The organism is Photobacterium sp. CCB-ST2H9, from assembly GCF_023151555.2.
In the GTDB taxonomy this organism is placed as follows: domain Bacteria; phylum Pseudomonadota; class Gammaproteobacteria; order Enterobacterales; family Vibrionaceae; genus Photobacterium.
Map to the genome: position 1 here is coordinate 2,836,180 of NZ_CP100425.1, position 25,619 is coordinate 2,861,798.

A 25,619-nucleotide genomic window follows, 5' to 3' on the forward strand; every position below is an offset into this window, starting at 1 on the left:
ATCTTTGGCAGAACTTACGCGTTCGCACGCAGGGTTTTCGCCGCGGCAACCATGTTCTTCAGGGCCGGTAGTACTTCAGCCCACTGGCGGGTTTTCAGACCACAGTCCGGGTTCACCCACAAACGCTCGGCCGGAATACGCTCTGCAGCCAGCTGCATCAGTTTCACCATCTGCGCTTCCGTCGGAATGTTCGGCGAGTGAATATCATACACACCCGGACCGATTTCGTTCGGATACTTGAAGTTATCGAACGCATCCAGCAGTTCCATATCAGAACGCGAAGTCTCAATGGTGATCACATCTGCATCCATATCTGCAATGGAGGCAATGATGTCATTGAACTCGGAGTAACACATATGGGTATGGATCTGAGTTTCATCCGCCACACCGTTGGCCGTGATCCGGAAGGACTCAACCGCCCAATTCAGGTACTCCTGCCACTCGGACTGACGCAGCGGCAGACCTTCACGCAGTGCTGCTTCATCGATCTGAATGACTTTCACGCCCGCTTTTTCCAGATCCAAGACTTCTTCACGGATCGCCAGTGCCAGCTGGTAACAGGATACAGCGCGAGGCTGATCGTCGCGGACAAACGACCAGTTCAGAATCGTCACAGGGCCGGTCAGCATGCCTTTCATTGGTTTGTCGGTCAGTGACTGCGCATATTGGGTCCAGGCCACAGTCATTGCGTTCGGACGGCTGATGTCACCGAACAGGATTGGCGGCTTAACGCAACGGGAACCGTAAGACTGCACCCAGCCGAACTGGCTGAAGGCATAACCGTCCAGTTGTTCACCGAAGTATTCCACCATGTCGTTTCGCTCGGCTTCACCGTGCACCAGGACATCAAGTTCCAGCGCTTCCTGCTCACGTACCGCGTGGGTAATTTCTGCCTGCATCTGGCTGATGTAAGTGTCCTGATCCAGCTCGCCCTTCTTGAACTTCAGACGCGCCTGGCGAATTTCCGCAGTTTGCGGGAATGAACCAATGGTCGTGGTCGGGAACGCAGGCAGATTCAGGTGTGCAGTCTGCTTGGCAATCCGTTCAGCATACGGATGCTGACGCTCACCCAGCGCCGGAGTAATGGCGGCCACAGCTGCCTGAACGTCCGGATTGTTGACACGTGTTGACTGACGACGGCTGTCAATCGCCGCCTGATTGTCTGCCAGAGCCTGCGCCACTGAATCACGGCCTTCATTCAGTGCACGGGACAGCACAGAAAGCTCGTCCAGTTTCTGCAGGGCAAACGCCAGCCAGGATTTGATTTCCGCATCCAGCTTCTGCTCGCTGTTCAGATCCACCGGCACGTGCAGCAGTGAACACGAAGGGGCTACCCACAGGCGCTCACCCAGATCACGGGCAATCGGCTCCAGCCAGTTCAGCACGGTATTCAGGTCCGTTTTCCAGATATTCCGGCCGTTGATCACCCCAAGCGACAAGGCTTTGTCCGCAGGCAGCGCCGCAATCACCGCATCGACTTCATTGCGGCCACGCACGGCATCTACATGAAGACCCTGGACCTGCAGATTCACTGCCAGCGACAGGTTTTCTTTCAGTTCGCCGAAGTAAGTTGCCAGCAGCAGCTTCACCTGGCCCTGATTCAGGGTCTGATAAGCTTTATTCAGCGCCTGTTGCCATTCAGCAGACAGTTCGGTGACCAGAATCGGCTCATCGATTTGTACCCACTCGACACCTTTCTCAGCCAGCAGCGTCAGCAGTTGCGCATAAACCGGCAGCAGTTGATCCAACAGATCCAGCTTATTCGAGGCGTCTTTTTCCTTGCCCAGCCACAGGTAGGTCACCGGACCAACCAGGACAGGTTTGACTGCAACGCCCTGCGCTTGTGCTTCTTCCAGTTGTGCCAGCAGACGCTGAGGGTTGAGTTCAAAACGGGTGTCTGCGGTAAATTCAGGCACAATGTAGTGATAGTTGGTATCGAACCACTTGGTCATCTCACCGGCATGCACACAGCTGCAGCCACTGTCATTCGCGGAACGCCCACGGGCAACCCGGAAGTAATTGTCCAGCTCATCGCCCGCCAGACCTTCAACACGGGCCGGAATGTTCCCCAGTGTGAAGCTGGTATCCAGCACCTGATCATAAAAAGAGAAATCGCCAACCGGTGTCAGGTCCAGTGCCGACTGGTGCTGCCAGTGCTTCTGACGCAGTCCCGCCGCCAGTTCTGTCAGCTCACCTTGTGTGCTTTCGCCTTTCCAGTACTTTTCCAGTGCAAATTTCAGTTCACGGTTTGCGCCGATACGTGGGAAACCCAGGTTATGAATTTTAGCCATCTATACGTCCTCCAAAGTTGTTGAAGACATCTTATGGCTATCTAATGATGAATTAAAATGGCATTATTTCATCAACCTATGAAAGTTACTCATGAGTTAAGGACAAATCATGATTGAACGCAGCCATCTGGCAATTCTGCGGGAAGTCCGCCGACTGGGCTCACTGACCGCTGCCGCTGATGCCCTCTATCTCAGCCAGTCGGCGCTCAGCCACAGTATGAAGAAACTGGAGCAGCAGCTCGGGACTCCGGTCTGGACCAAATCGGGCCGCAACCTGCACTTTACTCAGGCCGGAAACTACCTCTTGCGGCTGGCCGAAAGAGTCTTACCGCAATTTGAACATGCCGAAGAACAGATGCAGCAGTTTTCCAGTGGCCAGCGGGGCACACTGCGGATCGGAATGGAGTGCCACCCCTGTTATCAGTGGCTGCTGAAAGTCGTCAACCCATACCTCAAAGCCTGGCCGGATGTCGATGTGGACGTGAAGCAAAAATTTCAGTTTGGCGGGCTGGGTGCTCTGTTCGGCTATGAGATTGATGTGCTGGTCACCCCGGACCCGCTGCTGCGTCCGGGCATCCGGTATATCCCGGTCTTTGATTATGAGCAGGTACTGGTCGTGAATGAGCTGAGTCCGCTGGCATCAGCTGAATACATCACACCGGAGATGTTACTGGATAAAACCCTGATCACTTATCCCGTCGAGCAAAGTCGACTGGATATCTACACCAGTTTTCTCACACCAGCCAAGTGCAGTCCGAGAAAACACAAACTGATTGAAACCACAGATATTATGTTACAGATGGTGGCTGCGGACCGGGGAGTGGCTGCACTCCCGAAATGGCTGGCCAAGGAATATGCAGAAAAATTGCCCATCGTTGCTGTTCGACTGGGAGAAACCGGCATTCACAAAAATATTCATCTCGGTGTCAGAGAAACCGATCTGAATGTCGATTATCTCAACGCCTTTATTACGCTGGCAGACTCGTTGTCCGAACATCGTGAATCCGGCGCACAATAATCAGAGTTCAGCCTTCATGATCAGCGCATCTTCACGACCGCTGTCACTGATAGTGCTGTCAGCCCGGTAGTAATTCTCCCGTCGGCTGATCAGTTTAAAACCGCTGGCCAGGTATAACTGGCTGGCGCGGACATTGCCGGCACGAACTTCCAGCCAGATCTCTTCGGCACAATCTGCCCGTGCAGCAGTCACAAACGCCGCCAGTAACTGGCGGCCCAGCCCCTGCCCCTGCATCCGGGGATCAACCGCAATATTGAGCAGACTCGCCTCACCGGCCACCGACTGGCCGAAACAATAACCAGCCACCTGACCGTCGCTCAGCATGGTCAGATTCAGGGCCAGCCGTCCCGGCGTTTCCCGAATTTGACTCTCCGTCCAGGGGAAGCGATGCGCACGCTGCTCAATGGCCCACACATCGTCCAGATGAGCTGCAGACATAGGAACGAATTCAATCATTGAATGCACAAATCTGTTGCCACAGGGCTTTTTTGTCCGCCGGGTGATCATGCATCTGGCTCAAAGCTGCCGAATGCAGGATATGGCAGTCACTCGGCGCGACGCTCTCACATCCTGCAAACCAGCACCAGGTCAGGTGATGCTCACCTAAGTCCGGAAGCGCATGCGGAGGCAAGGCCAGTGCTTGATCCGGGGTCAGTTTCATACTGCGAAGAATATTACCGAACAGCCAGGCATCATGTTCATCCAGAGCCTCTGAAGTCACAAACAGCAACTGACAGCTTTCCGGTAAATCAATCACAGGCTGAGACAAATCAGGAAAACAGTCCGGTTTCCGGATCTGCCAGCTGGTCAGTCCCATTTCCTGCAGAATCTGAATATCTCTTTGCTGCATGGTACTTTTCTTATGAAAACGCTGAAAAAGGTTCGCTGTAAGCCACCAGTCCCTGATGCCCGCTCAGCGAATCGGACAACAGTTCACGGACCATGAAAGACTCTTCCGGCACCGGCCAGCTGCAATGCAGCCCGTGTGTTGCCGCAGTCACGAAGCCAGCCTTGCGGTAATACTGACTGTCTCCCAGCACAACCACCACCGGATAGCCCAGCTCAGCCAGGATCTCTGTTGCTTCCTGCATCAGGGTCTGACCAATCCCCTGACCACGATACTCTTTCCTGACACACAAGGGTGCCAGTCCCTGCCAGCCATTATCCAGGCCATCGACAGTCACCGGACTGAAGAATATATGCCCGATCACTTCACCTTCGTCCGAGCTGGCCACCAGCGACAATGTTCTTTGTCCCTGTTCGCGCAACGCCATCACCAGGTCTGCTTCAGCCGGTGTTTCAAATACCTCTTTCAGTAAGGCATCAATGGTCAGAATGTCCGATGGCACTTCAGTTCGTATCAGCATAATCATCCTCAGAAAAACAGTCACCAGACTGTTTGCAGTCCATATTGTGCGGGCTGGTCTGAACGATAACAACCCCTTTCTTTACTGCGGCCATGAATCCCTCCGCGGTTCATCACTGGCATGAATAACTTTCGGCCCAGCTCCGGAATCAGCAGGACTGATCGCTCAATATTTGAACAAGCAAAATTTTGTTTTCCCTTTCACGGTCCCCAAAATCAGGAGAATTCATATGAAAATGACAAGAAAAGTTGACTTGATATATTTCAGGCCTGAGAGGTACAGCCAGAACAGTTCAACATATTTCTTATTCAAAACACAGTGTTAGCGATGAACACCGAAAAGGGCTTTGTCATAATTTTGTAACCAATGTCAATAAATCCATATTTTTTGTCCCATAACTCAAAGTTTTCTCACGAATGCATGAAATTTTGACAATTCGCTATTTTCTGACGTTATATTACGGGTACGACTTAGCCAGATAAGGGCATCCAGGGGATGTCAGCCGAAACAGATCATATCGCCATGCCGACTGAATTCATCAACAATTGGTTTTTTCAACTGACAGGCAATAGCCCGTTCCTGTTCGCCATTCTGGATAAGCAACACTGCTACACCGCCGTGAACCATCATTACAGCCAGTTAAGTGGCCTCAACCATGAAGAACTGGTGGGCTGCACCGACGCTGACATTCTGGGTCATGCTTTTTATGAAACGCTGAAACCCTATTATGAACGTGCTTTCAAAGGTGAGAGTGTCGAGGGTGATGTGATTTTGGATGAGCACCGCCACCACACCAGCCTGCACTTCAGCCTGTCGCCGCTGAGAACTGACACCGCAGAGATCACCCATGTCGTCTTACATGCCATAGACACCTCTGAACGTCTCCAGTTAGCCAATGCCGTCGCTGAACGGGAAGAGCAGTTCAACCAACTGTGCCGGCTCATGGCCGACGGCTGCCTGCTCATTGAAAAAAATCAGATCCTGTCTGCCAATGCTATTGCGGCACAATTACTGGGTTTTTCGTCCGCAGAAGCCATGATTGGCGAAGATCTCGGACAATTGCTGATCGACAGCCGTAACAACCGTCCTTTTGGCGAACAGCTGGCTGAATTAAGTAATGGCAAAACGTACCACTGTCTGACCAGCCCGCAATGCCAGACAGAAAATGCACTGACCCTCACACTGGGTGATGTTCAGCTGGTGGGCTCCCCTGCCAGCCTGGTCGTTCTGAAGCAACCGCATAAACAGCAGGTCCATCCGGATCAGGTCGAACAACTGATTCATACCGATCCGCTGACCGGACTCTACAACCGGCATGGATTCAGCCGGCGTCTGGAGCAGATGATCAACCGCCAGATCCCTCTGGTGATGCTGTATCTGGATATTGATAACTTTAAGAACATCAACGATTCCCTGGGCCACCATATCGGCGATCGCGTGCTTCAGGAAATCTCTCACCGCCTGCGCCAGCTGTTGCCAGAGAACGCCGTCATCGGCCACCTGGGAGGCGATGAATTCGGCATTCTGCTTCCGGAGCCGGTTCAGGCAGATATGGGCGAACAAGTTTCGAAGAAAATTATTGCGCTGGTCAATCAGCCCTTTGACCTGATGCACTTCAGCAAACATCTGGCCTGCTCCATCGGTATGGTGAATTATCCGGGGAATGGCAGCGATGCCCGTTTGCTGCTTCAGCATGCCGATACGGCCATGTATGAAGCCAAAAACCGCGGGCGGAATCGTCTGGTCACCTTTGATGAAACCATGAACAAAGAAGCCAGAATGCGCTTATGGCTGGAAATCGAGCTCCAGAAAGCCCTGCAGAACAAAGGGCTGGAAGTCTGGTATCAGCCGAAGGTCAGTGCTCGGGATTTCTCCATTCATGGCGCAGAAGCACTGGTCCGCTGGAAACATCCGATCGAAGGCTATATCAGCCCGGCCCAGTTTATTCCGGTTGCTGAACGCTCGGGGCTGATCGAGCAACTGGGCAAAGTGGTCATGCGCGAAGTCTTCACTACGGTTAAGCGATGGAAGAAACAAGGCCTGTTGCCTGGCCGGGTGGCCATCAACCTTTCACCGCAGCAGTTCGGGAATCCGAACCTGATCCAGTATGTTTCCGATTTGCAGCGCGCCACTGAAGTGAATCCGGACGATATCACCTTTGAACTGACTGAAAGTGCCATGATGGGTGAAAATGAGCACACCATCCAGATGCTGAACGCAATCAAAAAACTTGGGTTTGCATTATCAATTGATGATTTCGGTACGGGCTATTCCTCGCTGTCTTATCTGGCCCGCTTTCCGCTGGACGAGCTGAAAATCGACCGTGCTTTTATCAAAGATCTGGAAACCGTCCCGAAACAGCTGACCCTGATCGAAAACATCATCAACCTGGGTAAGTCTCTCAACATGTGTGTTGTGGCAGAAGGCGTTGAAACACGTCAGCAGGCCGCACTGCTGTCTAACCTGAACTGCGATTACATTCAGGGCTTCCATTTTTTCCGCCCGCTGCCAAAAAATGATTTAGAAACCATTCTGGTTAAAAATTTTCGCAGCCGGTACTGACAAAGCCCCGGCTCCCTTAACGTCCGTGATGGATTTCCTGTTGTGAGAGGATCTCCTCAGTCCGGCGCAGCATGTATTCTTTGAATGCCTGACACCGGGCAGGCATCGGATGCCGGGGCCGAAAATACAGATTGATATCAAACTGGCTGGCGACAAAATCGGTCAGCAGCACCTGCAGTTCACCCGCATCCAGCCCCGCTTTGATCACTGAATGGGGCAGATAGGCAATTCCGGCACCGCGAATAGCCATATCACGCAATATTTCACTGTTATCGCATTCCAGCGCATCACTGATTGTCACCGCCCGGTTGATCCCATTCAGACGGAAATACCACCGGTTTCCGCCCACCAGCGAACTTGCATACAGGCACCGGTGCTCCCGCAACGCCTCGGGCTCCTCCGGCACTCCGCAGCGAGCCAGATACTGAGGGGATGCACAGGCATACAATGGCTCACTCAGCAACAACCGGCGAATGAGCAGGGAGTCTTTCTCTTCAGTTTCCCGGTTCGTTGCCTTGGCCCGGATAATAAAATCAACATGAAGCGGATCAGTCTCACCGGCTTCAATGAATAACCGGAAATTCACCTGCGGATGCATTTCCATATATTCGGCTATGATTTCACGCAGATAGTAAGCCGCATACAGCGGCGTTGATGAAATCGTGATCACCCCACGCTGCTCGTCCGCCATACTGCCCACTTCAGAGCAAATGGTATCGATTTCAGGCAAGAGCGAAGAAAAGCGCCGGTACAGCATTTCCCCGGCATCCGTGGGAACCAGTTGCCGTGTGCTCCGTTTGATCAGTTCCACAGCCATCAGGCCTTCCAGTTCTTTGATCCACCGGCTGGCAGCGGCCGCCGATATTCCCCAGGCTTCAGCAGCCTCCCGAAACGAGCCATGCTGAATCACAGAACAGAAAAACACGATCTTATCTAACTGTTGCTGGCGAGGATTGATCCCGACCAGTTGCTGAGTCATAGCACATTCCTTATGGGTTGATAGATTTGTCTGGATATCCAGCTCAGACATTTAGCTATACCTAATGAAGGCTATCAATAATGCCTTTTGTCTTCTATATGCATCAACCCGATTATTGCAACTTTCAGCTCGCTTCACAGTCTTGATTCACGGGACCACGATTCTGCTCCCCTGGCAGCCTGAATGTCGGTGAAAAAATATCCGCTGGCATCAGACACAAATCTGGGTCAATGATTGGCATAAACGACATCTTCGACAAAATATCCCTTTCCAAATCCATCCCGGGAGCAATTTCTTCCAGTACCAGCCCCTGAGGTTCCAGCCGGAATACAGCACGCTCCGTAATATACCGGACCGGTTGCTGTGTCTGCACTGCCCTGCGTGCCGAGAAAGTGATCTGTTCAACTTGCTCGACAAATTTGATCTGGCTGCCTTCCCGGATGATGTGCAACTGACCGTCACGGACTTCAACCTCCAGCCCGCCCGCCGTAAAAGTTCCGCAGAAATACACAGACTTCGCATGCTGGCTGATATTAATAAATCCACCGCAACCCGGCAGCCGGTCACCGAAACGGGACACATTAATGTCGCCCATCGCTGAACATTGTGCCAATCCCAGAAATGCCTGATCGATACCGCCGCCATCATAAAAATCAAACATCTGGTCCTGAGTGATGATCGCCTGAGGATGAAGGCTGGCCCCGAAATCCAGACCACTGGCCGGCAGCCCCCCAATCGCGCCCGGTTCTACCGTCAGCGTCAGACGATCCAGCAATCCCTGCTCCCCGGCGACTACTGCTATATACTCCGGCACGCCAATCCCGAGATTCAGCACAGAGTCCGGTACCAGTAACATCGCCGCCCGACGGGCAATCAATGTTTTGGCATCCGGATCAGACGCTACAGCCATCGGTGCTGTCTCATGCTGTTCCCGAACGGTTGCCCGCCCCACGAATGCCGGGTTAAATTGGGTGGCAAATGTCTGCATATGCTCTGATTCATCATTGCAAAGCACCACCGCATCAACAAAGATGCCCGGAATTTTGATGGCGTGCGGATCCAGAGTCCCGGCCGACACAATGCGTTTAACCTGAACAATCACCTGTCCACCCTGATTTCTGGCCGCCTGAGCGGTCGCCAGGTTCTCCGCAATCAGACACTCGTCTTCCATGGTGATATTGCCGTCGGTATCCGCTGTCGTCCCGCGCAAAATAGCAACATCAACCGTTAAACGCTGATAGAACAGATATTCTGCCCCGCCCAGTTCTACCAGCGACACCAGATCTTCCCGGGTAATCGCATTGATTTTTCCGCCTTCCAGACGCGGATCGATGTAGGTCCCCAGACCGGTTGTGGTCAGCGTGCCGGGTTTACCCGCAGCTGTATCCCGCAGCAAATGAGAAATAACACCCTGAGGCAAATTATAAGCTTCAATTTCATTTTGCAGGGCCAGTCTTTGCAGACCGGGCACTAATCCCCAGTGTCCTCCGATAACCCGTTTCACCAGTCCGGGAATCGCCAGGTGATCTGCGGCCCGGCCTGCACCATCTCCCTGACCCGCAGCAAAGAGCAGCGTCAGGTCGCTGGGTGACTGATCGCGTTCAAAACGCCGTCCTAATGCTTTGATGATAGATTCCGGCACCACAGAGCCGATGAACCCTCCCAGCATCACTGACTGCCCGTCCTTGATCCAGGCTGCTGCCTGTTCCGCCGTTAGTTGGGTGACTGCCATCTGCAACTTCCTTTCTACATGCAAGTATTAAAAAGTGTATGAATCCCGCCTCGAAGCTTGAATAGCCAGAGATGAAATTGTGTTTTTCAAAAGTGCTCCGCACATGCAATAATAGCATGCTAACATATTGATATTATTAAAAATTAGTTTTATCAGTTAACGCTATGGGCGCTATTGTCACCCCCAATAGCATGATAGCGCTCTCACTTTCATTGAAGTCAGGCTGTCCATCCCAAAACCCGGTATTTCTTTTCATGACCGGGCCATCTAGGATGTTAACGGTCTGTTACATATCAACAATACGGAGAGAAAATATGGATGTTGCCGTGATATTACTCACCCTGATCGGGCTGATGTATTTTGCCTATCGAGGTGTCTCTGTCCTGGTGCTCGCCCCCGTCCTGGCGATGGCAGCCGCGCTGCTGACCAGTGACTTCCCATTTTTGTATGCCCTGTCGAATGTGTTCATGCCGGCTGCGGCAAACTACATCAAGCTCTACTTCCCGATCTTCATTGCCGGTGCCATCTTCGGTAAGCTGATGGGCGCATCGGGCGCCGCACGCACGCTGTCCCGCTCCATCATTCAGTATCTGGGCACCAGACATGCGATCCTGTCCGTTGTCCTTGCGACCGCACTGCTGACCTATGGCGGCGTGTCACTCTTTGTCGTGGTGTTTGCCATGTATCCGATTGGTGCCGCCACCTTCCGGGCAGCAGGGATTCCCAAACGTCTTCTGCCTGCCGCCATTACCTTAGGTGCCTTCACTTTTACCATGACGGCCTTACCGGGTTCGCCCCAGTACCTCAACACCATGCCGACAATTCCTTTCGGCACGACAATTTATGCGGCACCGTTACTGGGATTACTGGCCGGTACCATGATGCTGGTTCTGGGTGTGCTCTGGATTAAATACCGGGCACAAAAAGCAATTCTTGCAGGGGAAGGTTATGGTGAACATGAAGACAACGGAAAAGATGCCGAAGACAATACCCCCACTCCCAGTTTTCTGATGGCACTGATCCCGATTTTGCTGGTGTTTGCGATCAACTTCGTGCTCACAAACATTTACTTCAAATCTCCGACGATCATTGCTGAGTATGAAGCACTGGATACCCGTGTGAACGGTACCTGGTCGGTCATTCTGGCGCTGGTGATTGCCATCGTTTTCATGCTGGTTGCTTACCGTCGCTATCTGTTCGAAGCCAATAAACATATCTTTGATGGTTCAGTCGGCTCACTGCTTCCTATCTTCAATACAGCATCCGAAGTTGGTTATGGTGCCGTGATCACCGCCCTGACGGCCTTCGTCGCCATTAAAGCGGGAATTGCCGCAATTGATATTCCGGATCTGTTCAAGGTCGCGATTACCTCTACCAGTCTGGCCGGAATCATCGGCTCATCATCTGGCGGAACCGGTATGGTTCTGGCAATGCTGGGGAACGATTTCCTGAATACCGGCATTAACCCTGAAGTGCTGCATCGGGTGGTTCTGTTAGCAGCAGGCGGTCTGGACACGCTGCCACACTGTGGCGCTGTCATCACGCTGCTGGCAGTATGCCGCCTGACACACAGACAAAGTTACGGTGATATTGCTATGGTCACCATGGCGATTCCGCTCATGGCTGCATTCACTGTCATTGTTGTACATCTCAGCACCGGTCTGGTCTGATTCCGTCGCAGCAATGGACTGAAATCAACCCGACGAAAAAAAACGCCCTGGGATTTCCCGGGGCGTTTTTTCATTTGTTATTCGCTGGTACAGGGTTGGATGTAGATAGCATCCGACGGAAACCGGCCATCCTGACTGGGATGTTGCCGGTGCAGGCGGCATAAGTCCTGATAAATACTGATGGCCGTCACCGTAAATTGTTCCGACTGCCAGGTATCACCTTCTTCTTTGATTTGTATTTCCAGTTTCTGTCCCTGAGCCACATGCTCTGGCAAACGGATATCATACGTATGACTGAATGCCAGTAACCAGTAATCATCTATGGTGACCAGCCGCCCTTCACCCGGTGTCGTGACAGCACGAACATAATCCAGTTGCTGCCCGGCTACCGTTGGCCAGGCACATAGACTGGCCAAAACTAAAACGGTCATTCTCTTCACGACAGCCCCCGTATTGCACCCTGATCTTACTATAGCGGCTGCAAAGGGGATGCCATTCTTAACTCAGCGACAGATCAGAGTTCTTCTTCCTCTGAAGAAACACGCTCCGTCTGTCCCTGCAACGCTGCCAGCAAGCGGTTTAATTCCAGAGAAGAAAAACGGTGCTCAACAAACTCGTAGACATTTCCCGACAGAGCCAGTTTGTACAACTGAACGGCTTCCGCATATTGTTTATTGTGCTGATATCGCTTCGCCATATAGAAATAGCTTTCAGTTAAACGCTCAGCCATTTGCTCATTGGTTTCACTGTTTTTCACAATGTCGTCGAGTAGCTGCTGCTCTGTCTCGCCATCCATCAGTACACTGGCAATGTTCCAGCCCCAGTCTTCACGCTCTGCGCGATCAAACCGGCTCTTCAGGTTCTGTTTCGCTTTCTCGGGCTCAGTTTCCAGCTCAACCATATAAAGCCAGATAGAACGATAGGGATCGTTGGGATCCTGTTGGTAGTGTGCAATCAAATCCTGCCTTGCTAACTGAAACCGGCCACCATAATACAGTGCGATACCACGGTTTCGCTGCGCGAACGGATGACTGACGTCCAGCTCCAGCGCTGAATCAAAGGCTTCATAAGCCGCGTCAAAATGTGCACTCTGGGTAAAATACACACCGAGAATATTAAAAATGTCTGGCTGTGCGGGATACAACGACAGAGACTGGTTGAAGTCGAGTCTGGCCAGATCGCGTAAGCCGATGCCGTCATGCAACAGGCCGCGCTCATAAAAAATCTGTGAACGGGTCTCGTCATCCAGATCACTGCGTCCCAACAGTTGATCGATTCGAGCCAGCTGAATCTGTTGCTGTATGGTTGGCTGCAGCGGTACCGCAATCAACGGCTGCTCCCAGCTGGAGTAAGTATTCGTGGAACACCCGCCCAGCATGATAGCCATCGCGATGGCTGCGTACTTAAACCTCTTTGCAAACAATGCCATTCTCCCTAACCTACCCGTGTAAACCTTGTGTCCTCTCATCGCAATCTGATGAGGCAAAGCTAACCGTTCAGGTAACTGTTCAGTGTCTGTACATTCATTGGTATAAAAAAGGGGCTGTCACAGCCCCTTTTTACTTCTCGGTCAAGATACGTGAAAACCTGAGGGTTTACGCGTCTTCACCCGCGGCTGGAGCCTGCTCGGCCTGAGCTTCTTTCATGCTCAGACGGATACGGCCCTGGCGATCGATTTCCAGTACTTTCACCTGGACTTCCTGACCCATTTGCAGATAGTCAGAAACCTTCTCAACACGCTCCTGAGCGATTTGAGAAATGTGAACCAAGCCTTCTTTGCTGCCGATGACAGAAACAAATGCACCAAAATCAACGATTCGCACTACTTTACCAGTATAGATGCGACCAACTTCAACGTCAGCGGTGATTTCTTCAATGCGGCGGATTGCTTCTTTCGCAGCAGTCCCCTCTGTTGCAGCAATCTTCACTGTACCGTCATCTTCAATCTCGATGGTTGTACCGGTTTCTTCAGTCAGCTGACGGATCACCGCACCACCTTTACCGATAACATCTTTGATCTTCTCTGGGTTGATCTTCATCGTATGAATGCGCGGTGCAAACTGAGAAATATCATCACGTGCAGTGCTGATCGCCTGATCCATCACGCCCAGGATGTGCATACGTGCACCTTTGGCCTGATTCAGAGCAATCTGCATGATCTCTTTGGTGATACCTTCGATTTTGATATCCATCTGCAATGCAGTAATACCATCGTTTGTACCCGCAACTTTGAAGTCCATGTCACCCAGGTGGTCTTCATCACCCAGAATGTCAGACAGAACCACGAAGTCTTCGCCTTCTTTCACCAGACCCATTGCGATACCCGCAACAGACGCCTTGATTGGTACACCGGCATCCATCAGTGCCAGAGACGTACCACAGACAGAAGCCATGGAAGAAGAACCGTTCGATTCCGTGATTTCAGAAACCACACGAACCGTGTACGGGAACTCATCAACGGTTGGCATAACTGCCTGAATACCGCGCTTCGCCAGACGACCGTGGCCGATTTCACGACGCTTCGGCGAACCGACAAAGCCAGTTTCACCCACACAGTATGGAGGGAAGTTGTAGTGCAGCAGGAAGTGCTCTTTACGCTCACCGGTCAGCTCATCCAGGATCTGCGCATCACGCTGAGTACCCAGCGTTGCTGTAACCAGTGCCTGAGTTTCACCACGGGTAAACAGAGATGAACCGTGAGTACGTGGCAGCACGCCAGTACGTACGTCCAGTGCACGAACCATGTCTTTCTCACGACCGTCGATACGTGGGTTGCCCGCAATGATACGGCCACGAACCACGTTCTTCTCCAGAGAGCCCAGCATGTCGCGGATTTCACGCTCTTCCAGCGTTTCATCTTCAGCCAGCAGAGCCGCAACAACGTCAGACTTGATTGCACCGACTTTCTCGTAACGCGCCATCTTTTCAGTGATCTGGTACGCTTCTGTCAGCAGTGCTTCAGCTTTTTCTGCAACACGAGCTTTCAGTGCTGTATTTTCTTCAGGAGCAACCCAATTCCATGCTGGCGTTGCAACTTCAGCGGCAAATTCGTTGATCGCATTGATCACCGTTTGTTGCTGGTCGTGACCGAAGACAACAGCTTGCAGCATCTGCTCTTCAGTCAGACGGTCAGCTTCAGATTCAACCATCAGAACTGCGCTTTCAGTACCGGCAACAACCAGATCCAGACGGCTTTCAGCCAGTTCTTTGTTGCTTGGGTTCAGAACCAGCTGGTCATTGATATAACCCACACGCGCTGCACCAATCGGGCCATTGAACGGAATACCAGAAATCGCCAGAGCAGCAGAAGTACCGATCATGGTCACGATGTCAGGATTCACATCCGGGTTCACAGAAACTACAGTCGCAATCACCTGAACTTCATTTTTGAATGCATCAGGGAACAGCGGGCGAATTGGACGGTCAACCAGACGGGCAGTCAGCGTTTCATTTTCAGAAGGACGGCCTTCACGCTTGAAGAAACCACCCGGAATTTTACCGGCAGCGTAGGTACGCTCCTGATAGTTTACAGTCAGAGGGAAAAAGTCCTGACCTTCGACAGCTTCTTTCTTACCAACAACTGAAACGAAGACAGAAGTATCATCCATGCTGGCCATCACAGCAGCAGTCGCCTGACGCGCCATGACTCCGGTTTCCAGTGTGACGGTGTGGTTACCGTACTGGAAGGTTTTTACGATAGGATTCACGTGAATTTCCTTAAAATATTGATCTGCTTTTTCTATTTGCGCCAGTAAGTATATCTGACACAGCAAAAAGCGTCATGTGAAGAGGGGTACTTTCAGGCCAGAATATCTTCCGGTTCTCAGAAAGATAAACTTCCTGCGCTGACCATTCACGCATCGCGACTAATGACAAAAGCCGGCATCGCCAGCTTCTCTCAATAGCCGCGACCTCTAGGTCGACGAAAACGACTCGTGAATTACAAAAAGCACCATCAGTTTACAAAGAACACCCCGGCCAATCTGACCAGAGCATACTAAAAAGAAAGGAGCCAGTTGGCTCCTTTCTCTCAAGCAATCTTAGCGACGCAGACCCAGACGCTCGATCAGGGTGTGGTAACGACCCAGATCTTTGCCTTTCAGGTAGTCCAGCAGCTTACGACGGCGAGAAACCATACGCAGCAGACCACGACGGCTGTGGTGGTCACCTTTGTGCTCACTGAAGTGGCCTTGCAGGTGGTTGATTTGTGCAGTCAGTAGTGCAACCTGAACTTCAGGAGAACCAGTGTCGTTTGCGCCTTGCGCGTATTCAGCAACGATAGCTGCTTTAGTTTCTGCATTCAGAGACATAACTCATTCCTAATACAAAAAGGTTAAATTTGCGTCAGCCAATCTCTGATTCAGCCGACGCCCGAGCCGCGAATTATACGCACCCGCCAGACAGGCCGCAAGCGGAATCTTCCCGCGGGTCTGCCTGGCCATGCTGAACGCGTATCAGTCTTTCGGTTTGTTCGCCAGAACCCGCTTCGGTGCAACCATATTATCTGCATCGATTTCACCGATACCGATAAAATCACGTTGCTCACCTGCTGTCAGCCGGACCAGCGTACCGGTTTCCGGTACACGCCCCGCCTGCACCGGCTGACCATTCAGCACATAACTGGCGACGCCCGGCAGCAAGTTTACTTCAGGCAAATCCTGAACCGCACTATCCGTCGGCAGCAACAGTGGATCCAGCAACTCTTTCGGCTGAATCTCCTGCGACTGGGCTTCATCAAGCAGCGCTTCAAGCTGCTCAAGTGTTACCATTTTATCCAGCGGATATTTAGATACCCCGATACGACGCAGGTAAGTGACATGCGCGCCACAGCCAAGCATTTCACCCAGATCATCAACAATCGTCCGGATGTAAGTCCCTTTGGAGCAATGAACTTCCATCTCAACTTCATTGTCACTGAAGCGCAGCAGGCTGATTTCATACACGGTAATGTCACGGGCTTCACGCGGTACTTCTTTCCCTTCACGGGCATATTCGTACAGCGGGCGTCCCTGATATTTCAGGGCTGAAAACATGGACGGGATCTGCTTGGTCGTGCCACGAAACTTCGCAATGCAACGCTCAAGCTGGCCGCGGTCCACTTTCACCTCACGGGTTTCGACAACCTCACCATCCGAATCGGAGGTGTTGGTCCGCTCACCGAGTTTGGCAATCACACGGTAACGCTTGTCAGAATCCAGCAGGAACTGGGAAAACTTGGTCGCTTCCCCCAGACAAATCGGCAACATGCCCGTCGCCAGCGGATCCAGCGCACCGGTATGGCCTGCTTTTTCCGCAAAGAAAATGCGTTTTACTTTTTGCAGCGCGTCATTGGAAGTAATACCGCCGGGTTTATCCAGCAGCAGTACCCCATCAACCGGACGCCCTTTACGACGACGAGCCATCAGTTGCCCTCACCTTCGTCCTCAGGTTCATCACCACGGCGTGCTTCATCATCTCGTACAACCTGGCTGACCAGGTTAGAAATGCGCATGCCTTCCGTCAGAGACTGATCGAAAATAAAGTTCAGCTCTGGCGTAACACGCAAACGGATTTGCTTGCCCAGTAACGAACGGATGTAAGGTGCCATTTCGCGCAAGGCTTCCAGGCTACCTTCCGGAGTCTGCTCACCCACGGTCAGGAAAGTGACATAGACTTTGGCGTAACCCATATCCCGGGAAACTTCCACGCTGGAAATGGTCGCCATGCCCAGACGCGGATCTTTAATTTCGCGTTGCAGAATCACAGCCAGCTCTTTTTGCAGCTGCTGAGCAACACGTTGTGTACGGCTGAATTCTTTCGCCATTTGATTCTCTCTCTAAACGTCGGCTGCTATCTCGACACAAAGGGGAGCCGAAGCTCCCCTGTATTCGTGTCAGGTTCACGAGCAACCTGATTAATCCAGTGTACGCTGGATTTCGATGATTTCGTAAACTTCGATCTGGTCACCAACGCGAACATCATTATAGTTCTTCACGCCGATACCACATTCGTAGCCATTCTTCACTTCTTGTACGTCATCTTTAAAGCGACGCAGCGATTCCAGTTCACCTTCGTAGATAACCACGTTGTCACGCAGGACGCGGATTGGGTTGCTACGCTTTATCACACCTTCTGTGACCATACAGCCGGCAATCGCACCCAGCTTCGGTGACTTGAACACGTCACGTACTTCAGCCAGACCAATGATTTCCTGCTTGAACTCAGGAGACAGCATACCGCCCATTGCGGCTTTCACTTCATCAATCAGCTGATAGATGATGGAGTAGTAACGCAGATCCAGGTTCTCGTTTTCAATCGTCTTACGTGCAGATGCATCCGCACGGACGTTGAAGCCCAGAATAATTGCGTTCGATGCTGCAGCCAGCACTGCATCTGTCTCGGTGATACCACCAACGCCGGAACCTACGATGTTCACTTTCACTTCGTCAGTTGACAGCTTACGCAGAGAGTCGGCAATCGCTTCCACAGAACCCTGTACGTCTGCTTTCAGAACGACGTTCAGTTCAGCCACTTCACCGGCAGTCATGTTCGAGAACATGTTTTCCAGTTTCGCTTTCTGCTGGCGGGCCAGTTTCACTTCACGGAATTTACCCTGACGGTACAGTGCAACTTCACGGGCTTTACGCTCGTCACGAACGACAGTCGCTTCGTCACCAGAAGAAGGCACACCAGACAGACCCAGGATTTCTACCGGGATAGACGGGCCAGCTTCTTCGATTTCACGACCCAGTTCGTCACGCATTGCACGAACACGACCGTATTCCAGACCACACAGAACGATGTCGCCCTTACGCAGCGTACCTTCCTGAACCAGAACCGTTGCAACCGGGCCACGGCCTTTATCCAGACGTGATTCAACAACCACACCTTTCGCCATACCTTCAGAAACAGCTTCCAGTTCCAGAACTTCAGCTTGCAGCAGAATGGCTTCCAGCAGACCGTCGATGTTGGTTCCCTGCTTCGCAGAAATATGAACGAACATGTTCTCGCCACCCCATTCTTCAGGGATAACGTCATACTGAGCCAGCTCGTTCTTCACGTTGTCTGGGTTCGCGTCTTCTTTATCGATCTTGTTCACAGCAACGATCAGCGGTACACCTGCAGCTTTCGCGTGCTGGATCGCTTCAATCGTCTGTGGCATCACGCCATCATCCGCTGCAACAACCAGAATCACGATATCCGTTGCCTGAGCACCACGTGCACGCATCGCAGTAAACGCGGCGTGTCCCGGAGTATCCAGGAAGGTGATCATACCGTTGTCTGTTTCAACGTGGTAAGCACCAATGTGCTGGGTAATACCACCGGCTTCGCCCGCTGCAACGTGTGCTTTACGGATGTAGTCCAGCGTCGATGTTTTACCGTGGTCAACGTGGCCCATGATGGTTACAACCGGCGCACGTGGTACGGCAGTCAGGTTTTCATCACGATCAGACAGTACCGCTTCTTCCAGCTCGTTTTCTTTGCGCAGAATAACTTTGTGGCCCATCTCTTCCGCAACCAGCTGAGCAGTTTCCTGATCAATCACCTGGTTAATGGTTGCCATCGCACCCAGTTTCATCATCACTTTGATGACTTCAGCGGCCTTCACTGACATTTTGTTTGCCAGTTCAGAAACGATGATGGTCTCGCCAATCACAACATCTTGCTTCGCTACAGTTGCGGTTTTATCGAAACCATGACGCATGGATGTTGGCTTGCTCAGCTGCTGCTTGCCGCGGCCACGCTGATTACGGCCGCCACGTGCCGCCATTGGACGTTCGCGCGTCTCGCGCTCTTCGCTCTTAGGACCAGCAGCCTTTTTCTTCTTGTTACGGCGGCGAGTTGCTTCCTCGCGACGGTCTTGTTCATCTTCCGCCGCACGGGCATAGGTGGAAGTGGTCGTGTGGTAGTCTTCTCGTTCCATATCACCTGCATCCTGGCCTTTTTCAGACCAGTTTTTCTCATTCATTTCTGCCATTTTGCGTGCCTCTTCTAGCTGACGCTCACTTGCTTCTTCGGCTTTACGCTTGGCTTCCTCTTCCCGGCGACGTTGCAGTGCCTCAGCTTCTTTCTTAGCTTCCAGCTCAGCGGCGGCGCGTTTTGCTTTGTCTTCAGCTTGACGCTTTTCATCAGCTTCGCGTTGGCTTGCATCCACTGCTGCACCCTGCTCAGACTGTTCTTCCAACTGCTTTGCTTTCTCTTCCGCTAAGCGCTTCTCTTCTGCCAAGCGCTTCTCTTCAGCTTCACGCTTGGCTTCCGCCTCGCGCTTCACCTGCTCTTCTGCATCACGTTTCGCTGCTTCTTCCGCAGCACGTTTTGCAGCCTCTTCAGCCTGACGTGCTTCTTCCGCACGTTGCTCTTCTTCAAGGGCAGAGCGTTTTACATAGGTGCGCTTTTTGCGCACCTCAACTTGGATATTTTTACTCTTGCCGCCAGAACCCGACACACTCAGGGTGCTGCGGGTCTTACGTTGCAGAGTCAGGCGGGTCGGCGCCTCGTCAGTGTTACCACCGTGTTCTTTCTTCAGGTGGGTCAACAGAGACTCTTTTTCCTGTTGGTTGACACTGTCTTCAGCTTTCTTGCTGATACCAGCATCGGCAAACTGTTGAAGCAACCGATCAATCGGGGTACCGATTTCTTCGGCAAGTGCCTTAACTGTAACCTCTGACATGCTGCTCCTCCCTTGCTAATTGAATTATGCTTCGTCGCTGAACCAGCAGATATTACGGGCAGCCATGATCAGTTCACCCGCTCTGGTCTCGTCCAGGCCTTCGATATCCAGTAGATCATCCGTCCCCTGGTCGGCCAGATCTTCCAGCGTACTAATACCCTTCGCAGCCAGTTTGAACGCCAGCTCGCGCTCCATACCGTCCAGGTTCAGCAGATCTTCAGCAGGCTCAACACCGTCAAAAGACTCTTCCTGCGCAAGGGCAATCGTGGTCAGGGCTTCTTTGGCACGATTACGCAGCTCATTCACTGTGTCTTCATCCAGATCTTCGATAGACATCAGTTCCTGAACCGGCACATAGGCCACTTCTTCAAGGCTGGTAAAGCCTTCTTCTACCAGAACAACAGCGAAATCTTCATCGATGTCCAGGTATTTCACAAACAATTCGATGGATGCCTGCGCTTCAGCCTGATGCTTGTTCTGCAGGTCTTCAACCGTCATCACGTTCAGTTCCCAGCCAGTTAGTACAGACGCCAGACGCACGTTCTGACCGCTGCGGCCAATTGCCTGAGCCAGGTTGTCTTTCTCAACTGCGATGTCCATGGTGTGGTTGTCTTCATCCACAATGATGGAGCTGACTTCAGCAGGGGCCATCGCATTGATGACGTACTGTGCAGGGTTTTCGTCCCACAGCACGATATCGATACGCTCGCCGCCCAGTTCACCGGAGACCGCCTGAACACGCGCACCACGCATCCCAACACAAGCACCGACAGGGTCAATACGCTTGTCGTTTGTCTTCACGGCAATCTTGGCACGAGAACCCGGATCGCGGGCAGCACCCATCAGTTCGATCATCTCTTCACCGATTTCCGGTACTTCGATGCGGAACAGTTCTGACAGCATTTCAGGCTTAGAACGGGTCATGAACAGCTGGAAGCCACGCGCTTCAGGGCGCACAGCATACAACAGACCACGGACGCGGTCACCTGGACGGAAGTTTTCACGCGGCAGCTGGTCTTCACGCAGGATGACTGCTTCAGCATTGTTACCCAGATCAACGATCACGGCATCACGGTTCACTTTCTTCACGACACCCGTGATCAGCTCGCCTTCATTGTCGATAAACTGTTCAACAATTTGCGCACGCTCAGCTTCACGAACTTTCTGGACGATGACCTGCTTCGCCGTTTGAGTCGTGATACGGTCGAATGTCACAGACTCGATCTGCTCTTCAACAAAGTCACCCAGCTCGATGCTCTCGTCATCATACTGAGCAGCTTCCAGAGTGATTTCCAGCGTCGGTGCAGTCACTTCTTCAACGGCTTTCCAGCGACGGAAAGTTTCGAAGTCGCCCGTTTTGCGATCGATTGCAACGCGTACGTCAATTTCCGCTTCGTATTTTTTCTTTGTCGCTGTTGCCAGTGCGATCTCCAGTGCTTCGAAGATACGCTCGCGCGGAACAGCTTTCTCGTTGGATACCGCTTCAACGACAGCCAAGATTTCTTTGTTCATTTCTAATGCCCCAATTTAGCGGTCAGAATTTTGGAACCAGGTTGGCTTTCGCAATATTGCTCAGCGCAAAGGTTTCTTCATCGCCATTCACGTTCAACGTGACCAGCTCACCGTCAACGGCAACAATGTCACCTTTCCACTTACGGCGATTATTCATCGCCATTTTCAGGACCAGGCTGACCTCGTGGCCAATAAACTGTTGATAATGTTCCGCTTTAAACAGCGGACGCTCCAAACCAGGGGACGAAACCTCCAGGTTATAGGCAACAGTGATCGGATCTTCAACGTCCATCACTGCACTGATCTGACGGCTCACATCGGCACAATCATCGACTGTGATGCCGTTTTCGTGGTCAATGAACACACGTAGTGTCGAATGTTCACCCGCACGGATAAACTCCAGACCCACCAATTCATAGCCCAAAGCTGTCACTGGCGACTCAAGCAGTTCGGTTAATTGCATTTCTAAAGCGGTCAAGACAACCCCCTGGAAACAAAAAAAGGGCATTGAAGCCCAGTAGATACCTGAATGGTCATGTTTCAGATAATAAAAAACCCCGAATTACGGGGTTTATTATCTCTGGACCCTGATAGCTTAAACCTCTGAAGATTCAAGCAGAAAAACGAAAGCGATTCAGTTCCAGGAATCGTCGCTTTTCAAAACTCGGAGGCGGAACCGAGTTCAATCAACCCGGTAAATCCACTGATAACTAAGAGTATACACTCAATTATCGTCCAAGTTGGTTGCGGGGGCCGGATTTGAACCGACGACCTTCGGGTTATGAGCCCGACGAGCTACCAAGCTGCTCCACCCCGCGTCCGTAATTCTGAGGGCGATTATATCCCTCACTTGTTACTCTTTCAAGTAACTGAATCAATGGTGCCGAGAAGGGGACTTGAACCCCTACACCTTGCGGCACTAGCACCTCATGCTAGCGTGTCTACCAATTTCACCATCTCGGCAAATCTGTTTATTACTGAGGAATATCGCTGTTTACAGGCGCTTTCTCAGTTTTTTCAACAGGTTGTTCTTGCTGTGCTGGGGCACTTAAGTTTTCCCAGCCACTGGTTGTATCCGCTTTTTTCGAGCTCATGTTGCCCAGAATCAAGCTGATAACAAAAAATACGGTTGCAAAAATTGCAGTCATTCGGGTCAGAAAGTTTCCAGAGCCGCTGGCACCAAACAGTGTTCCTGATGCACCAGCCCCAAATGAGGCTCCCATATCTGCGCCTTTACCTTGTTGAACCAGAACCAGGCCAATTACACCAAGCGCAGCCAACAGATAAATCACAAGTAGAATTTCGTACATGGGTTCCACCTATGTTCCATATTGTTGTGCCGGCTATGCGATAGCAGTGCCAGCGCACCCCTTCGTCAGGAGCGAGGGAATACTAGCGAATGCCGACATGTGTGACAAGTGATTTTTCCAAGAATGTAGCAATTGATGAATTGCTTGGGCAAGAAATAATCAGTTTTGCAGTTCAGGACTCCGGCTCAGCCTCTGCTGGCCGGAATCCCTTTCAGAGCAGCATCTTAGCAGTTGTCTTTCACTGCCTGTGCAATCGCCAATGCAGATTCGCGCACCAGCGCATCGTCTTCACCTTCAACCATCACTCGGATCAACGGCTCAGTACCTGATTTACGCAGCAGAACCCGGCCACGTTCACCCAGCTTGGCTTCAGCAGCTTTTTGAGCGGCAAGTACCACATCAGATTCCAGCGGGTTGGTCTCTCCTGAGAACCGGACATTCTCCAGTACCTGAGGGAACATTGTCAGACCTTCACACAGTTGCTTCAGCGACTGCTGGCTGCTGACCATCGCTTCCATGACCTGCAATCCGGCCACAATACCATCACCCGTCGTCACCTTATCCAGTACAATGACATGGCCAGAGTTCTCTGCACCGATATTCCAGTTGTTCTTGATCAGCTCTTCCATCACATAACGGTCGCCGACTTTCGCACGAACAAACGGAATATCCAGCGATTTTAACGCCAGCTCCATGCCCAGGTTGGTCATCAGGGTACCAACCACGCCGCCTTTCAATTCACCACGACGCTGCGCGTGACGGGCAATAATGTAGGCAATCTGATCACCGTCAACTTTGTTGCCTTCACCATCGACCATGATGACACGGTCACCGTCGCCATCCAGCGCAATCCCGAAATGAGCTTTTTCCTCAACTACTTTCGCCTGCAACGCACGGACATCCGTCGCACCAACCTCAGCGTTAATGTTGATCCCGTCAGGTGCACAACCAATCGTTACAACTTCTGCGCCCAGTTCACGGAAGACATTCGGGGCAATGTGATACGTTGCTCCATGTGCACAGTCCACAATAATTTTGTAGCCCGCAAGGCTCAGGTGTGACGGGAACGTTCCTTTACAGAACTCGATGTAACGACCGGCAGCGTCGTTGATTCGCGTTGCTTTTCCCAAACTGGCTGATTCAACGCACACCAGTTCTTTATCCAGTTCCGCTTCAATTGCAGCTTCAACTTCATCTGGCAGTTTCGTGCCTTCAGAAGAGAAAAACTTAATCCCGTTATCATAATAAGGGTTGTGTGATGCAGAAATGACAATACCAGCTTCTGCACGAAAAGTGCGCGTCAGATAAGCTACCGCCGGGGTTGGCATCGGACCGGTAAAAGCAGCCTGTAATCCGGCAGCCGCCAAACCCGCTTCCAACGCTGATTCCAGCATATAACCTGAAATCCGGGTGTCTTTACCGATAATCACTTTTTTGGTGCCTTGCTGAGACAGCACCCGTCCGGCAGCCCAGCCCAGTTTCAGTACAAACTCAGGGGTGATCGGTGACTGGCCAACACGGCCACGGACACCGTCGGTGCCGAAATATTTACGTTCAGCCATGAAAAATAGCTCCTAGCTCTTTATTTTGCCTGTTCCAGCGTCATGCGACAGATCGCCAGTACATCCTGCGTTTCACGCGTATCATGAACCCGAATAATCTGAGCTCCCTTCATTGCGGCAATGGATGCACAAGCCAAGCTCCCGGACAACGCTTCTGCAGGCGATTTATTTAATTGTTTACAGATCATGGACTTTCTGGACATCCCAACCAGCAGTGGTAATCCAAACCGGTGAAATTTTTCCAAATGTGCCAGCAACTGATAGTTATGTTCCAGGCTTTTACCAAAGCCAAATCCCGGATCCAAGATCAGCTGTTCGCGATGGATACCAGCCGCTTCGCAGGCCTGAATTCGCTCTGCAAGAAAATCTTCCACATCTGCGAACAGATCATCATAGTGTGGTTGCTGCTGCATTGTACGCGGTTGCCCCTGCATATGCATTAAGCAAATTGGTACCCCTGCTTTCGCTGCAGCTGCCATGGCACCAGGCTCACGCAGTGCACGGATATCATTGATCAGATCAGCGCCCGCTTTTACCGACTCCGTCATCACTTCAGCTTTACTGGTATCGACTGAGATCCAGCAATCAAAACGCTGACGGATGGCTTCTACTACAGGCACCACACGTTCGAGCTCTTCCTGCACAGAAACTTCAGCAGCTCCCGGACGCGTCGATTCACCCCCAATATCAATAAAACTGGTTCCGACTGCCAGCATCTCTTCCACATGACGCAGTGCACTGTCTAATTGATTAAACTGGCCACCATCAGAAAAAGAATCCGGCGTGAAGTTCAGTATACCCATGGTATGCGGGTAAGAAAGATCCAGTATTTTCTCTTTGCTTTTCAGTAACAAGGTTCATCACTCCTGACAGAATAAGCCCGGCGGCAACAGCACGGGCTCACAGATTTCCATAGACATTGTGGCGCAGAAACAAAAAACCCCGAGTTACCCCGGGGTTTTGGAC

General features: G+C 51.8%; 21 protein-coding genes and 2 tRNA genes. 3 read left to right on the forward strand and 20 right to left on the reverse strand.

Going from position 1 to position 25,619, the window contains the following annotated elements; genetic code table 11:
• Positions 1-14: 14 nt before the first annotated feature.
• The gene (gene metE / locus L4174_RS13075) at positions 15-2,291 is read right to left on the reverse strand and encodes a 5-methyltetrahydropteroyltriglutamate--homocysteine S-methyltransferase (protein WP_248141307.1); all 2,277 of its coding nucleotides are present in this window, start codon (positions 2,289-2,291) and stop codon (positions 15-17) included.
• Positions 2,292-2,400: 109 nt separating this feature from the next.
• On the opposite strand from metE, the gene L4174_RS13080 reads away from it, so the two are divergent.
• A complete protein-coding gene (locus L4174_RS13080) occupies positions 2,401-3,309 on the forward strand; it encodes a LysR family transcriptional regulator (protein ID WP_248141308.1) in 909 nt (302 codons plus the stop codon).
• Here the strand turns inward: L4174_RS13080 and rimI are convergent, their stop codons facing one another.
• Genes rimI through L4174_RS13095 form a run of 3 tightly spaced genes read right to left on the reverse strand, consistent with a single transcriptional unit; the run spans position 3,310 to position 4,676 of the window.
• Positions 3,310-3,747 (reverse strand): ribosomal protein S18-alanine N-acetyltransferase, encoded by a 438-nt coding sequence (gene rimI / locus L4174_RS13085; RefSeq protein ID WP_248141309.1) that lies wholly within the window; start codon positions 3,745-3,747, stop codon positions 3,310-3,312. It abuts the gene before it with no gap.
• A 10-nt stretch (positions 3,748-3,757) separates the two neighbouring features.
• A complete protein-coding gene (locus L4174_RS13090) occupies positions 3,758-4,159 on the reverse strand; it encodes a DNA polymerase III subunit psi (RefSeq protein ID WP_248141310.1) in 402 nt (133 codons plus the stop codon).
• A 10-nt stretch (positions 4,160-4,169) separates the two neighbouring features.
• Positions 4,170-4,676: a GNAT family N-acetyltransferase gene (locus L4174_RS13095; protein ID WP_248141311.1), complete on the reverse strand. Its 507-nt coding sequence runs from the start codon at positions 4,674-4,676 to the stop codon at positions 4,170-4,172.
• Between the two features lie 522 nt (positions 4,677-5,198).
• Here L4174_RS13095 and L4174_RS13100 point away from each other — a divergent pair.
• Positions 5,199-7,238, forward strand: coding sequence for a bifunctional diguanylate cyclase/phosphodiesterase (locus tag L4174_RS13100; protein ID WP_248141715.1), 2,040 nt, complete (start codon positions 5,199-5,201; stop codon positions 7,236-7,238).
• 16 nt (positions 7,239-7,254) lie between these two features.
• On the opposite strand, the gene L4174_RS13105 is transcribed toward L4174_RS13100, so the two are convergent.
• Together L4174_RS13105 and L4174_RS13110 are read right to left on the reverse strand one after the other, a co-directional pair.
• The gene (locus tag L4174_RS13105) at positions 7,255-8,217 is read right to left on the reverse strand and encodes a LysR family transcriptional regulator (protein ID WP_248141312.1); all 963 of its coding nucleotides are present in this window, start codon (positions 8,215-8,217) and stop codon (positions 7,255-7,257) included.
• Between the two features lie 124 nt (positions 8,218-8,341).
• Positions 8,342-9,949: an acyl CoA:acetate/3-ketoacid CoA transferase gene (locus L4174_RS13110; RefSeq protein ID WP_248141313.1), complete on the reverse strand. Its 1,608-nt coding sequence runs from the start codon at positions 9,947-9,949 to the stop codon at positions 8,342-8,344.
• Positions 9,950-10,263: 314 nt separating this feature from the next.
• Here L4174_RS13110 and L4174_RS13115 point away from each other — a divergent pair, with 314 nt between their 5' ends.
• A complete protein-coding gene (locus tag L4174_RS13115; protein WP_248141314.1) occupies positions 10,264-11,619 on the forward strand; it encodes a GntP family permease in 1,356 nt (451 codons plus the stop codon).
• A gap of 77 nt (positions 11,620-11,696) precedes the next feature.
• On the opposite strand, the gene L4174_RS13120 is transcribed toward L4174_RS13115, so the two are convergent.
• The 14 genes from L4174_RS13120 to folP form a co-directional block, all read right to left on the reverse strand.
• Entirely contained in the window at positions 11,697-12,059 is a 363-nt protein-coding gene (locus L4174_RS13120; RefSeq protein WP_248141315.1) for a hypothetical protein, read from the reverse strand.
• 74 nt (positions 12,060-12,133) lie between these two features.
• Positions 12,134-13,048: a lipoprotein NlpI gene (gene nlpI, locus L4174_RS13125; RefSeq protein ID WP_371929346.1), complete on the reverse strand. Its 915-nt coding sequence runs from the start codon at positions 13,046-13,048 to the stop codon at positions 12,134-12,136.
• A 166-nt stretch (positions 13,049-13,214) separates the two neighbouring features.
• Positions 13,215-15,326: a polyribonucleotide nucleotidyltransferase gene (gene pnp, locus L4174_RS13130; protein ID WP_248141316.1), complete on the reverse strand. Its 2,112-nt coding sequence runs from the start codon at positions 15,324-15,326 to the stop codon at positions 13,215-13,217.
• A gap of 333 nt (positions 15,327-15,659) precedes the next feature.
• Positions 15,660-15,929 (reverse strand): 30S ribosomal protein S15, encoded by a 270-nt coding sequence (gene rpsO, locus L4174_RS13135; protein ID WP_036751368.1) that lies wholly within the window; start codon positions 15,927-15,929, stop codon positions 15,660-15,662.
• Between the two features lie 144 nt (positions 15,930-16,073).
• A complete protein-coding gene (gene truB, locus L4174_RS13140) occupies positions 16,074-17,021 on the reverse strand; it encodes a tRNA pseudouridine(55) synthase TruB (protein ID WP_248141317.1) in 948 nt (315 codons plus the stop codon).
• Positions 17,021-17,422, reverse strand: a complete 402-nt coding sequence (gene rbfA / locus L4174_RS13145) for a 30S ribosome-binding factor RbfA (protein WP_036751364.1) — start codon at positions 17,420-17,422, stop codon at positions 17,021-17,023. Before rbfA ends, truB begins: the two co-directional genes overlap by 1 nt.
• Positions 17,423-17,512: 90 nt before the next feature.
• On the reverse strand, positions 17,513-20,269 hold the full coding sequence (gene infB / locus L4174_RS13150; RefSeq protein ID WP_248141318.1) for a translation initiation factor IF-2: 2,757 nt from the start codon (positions 20,267-20,269) through the stop codon (positions 17,513-17,515).
• Positions 20,270-20,293: 24 nt separating this feature from the next.
• Positions 20,294-21,781 (reverse strand): transcription termination factor NusA, encoded by a 1,488-nt coding sequence (nusA, locus tag L4174_RS13155; protein WP_248141319.1) that lies wholly within the window; start codon positions 21,779-21,781, stop codon positions 20,294-20,296.
• 22 nt (positions 21,782-21,803) lie between these two features.
• Complete coding sequence (rimP, locus tag L4174_RS13160) at positions 21,804-22,259, reverse strand: ribosome maturation factor RimP (RefSeq protein WP_248141320.1); 456 nt, start codon at positions 22,257-22,259, stop codon at positions 21,804-21,806.
• A gap of 263 nt (positions 22,260-22,522) precedes the next feature.
• Positions 22,523-22,599, reverse strand: a tRNA-Met gene (locus L4174_RS13165).
• 60 nt (positions 22,600-22,659) lie between these two features.
• Positions 22,660-22,744: transfer RNA gene (locus L4174_RS13170), tRNA-Leu, on the reverse strand.
• A gap of 11 nt (positions 22,745-22,755) precedes the next feature.
• Positions 22,756-23,091 (reverse strand): preprotein translocase subunit SecG, encoded by a 336-nt coding sequence (gene secG / locus L4174_RS13175; protein ID WP_248141321.1) that lies wholly within the window; start codon positions 23,089-23,091, stop codon positions 22,756-22,758.
• A 224-nt stretch (positions 23,092-23,315) separates the two neighbouring features.
• On the reverse strand, positions 23,316-24,653 hold the full coding sequence (gene glmM / locus L4174_RS13180; RefSeq protein WP_248141322.1) for a phosphoglucosamine mutase: 1,338 nt from the start codon (positions 24,651-24,653) through the stop codon (positions 23,316-23,318).
• A gap of 20 nt (positions 24,654-24,673) precedes the next feature.
• A complete protein-coding gene (folP, locus tag L4174_RS13185; RefSeq protein ID WP_248141323.1) occupies positions 24,674-25,507 on the reverse strand; it encodes a dihydropteroate synthase in 834 nt (277 codons plus the stop codon).
• Positions 25,508-25,619: the final 112 nt, after the last annotated feature.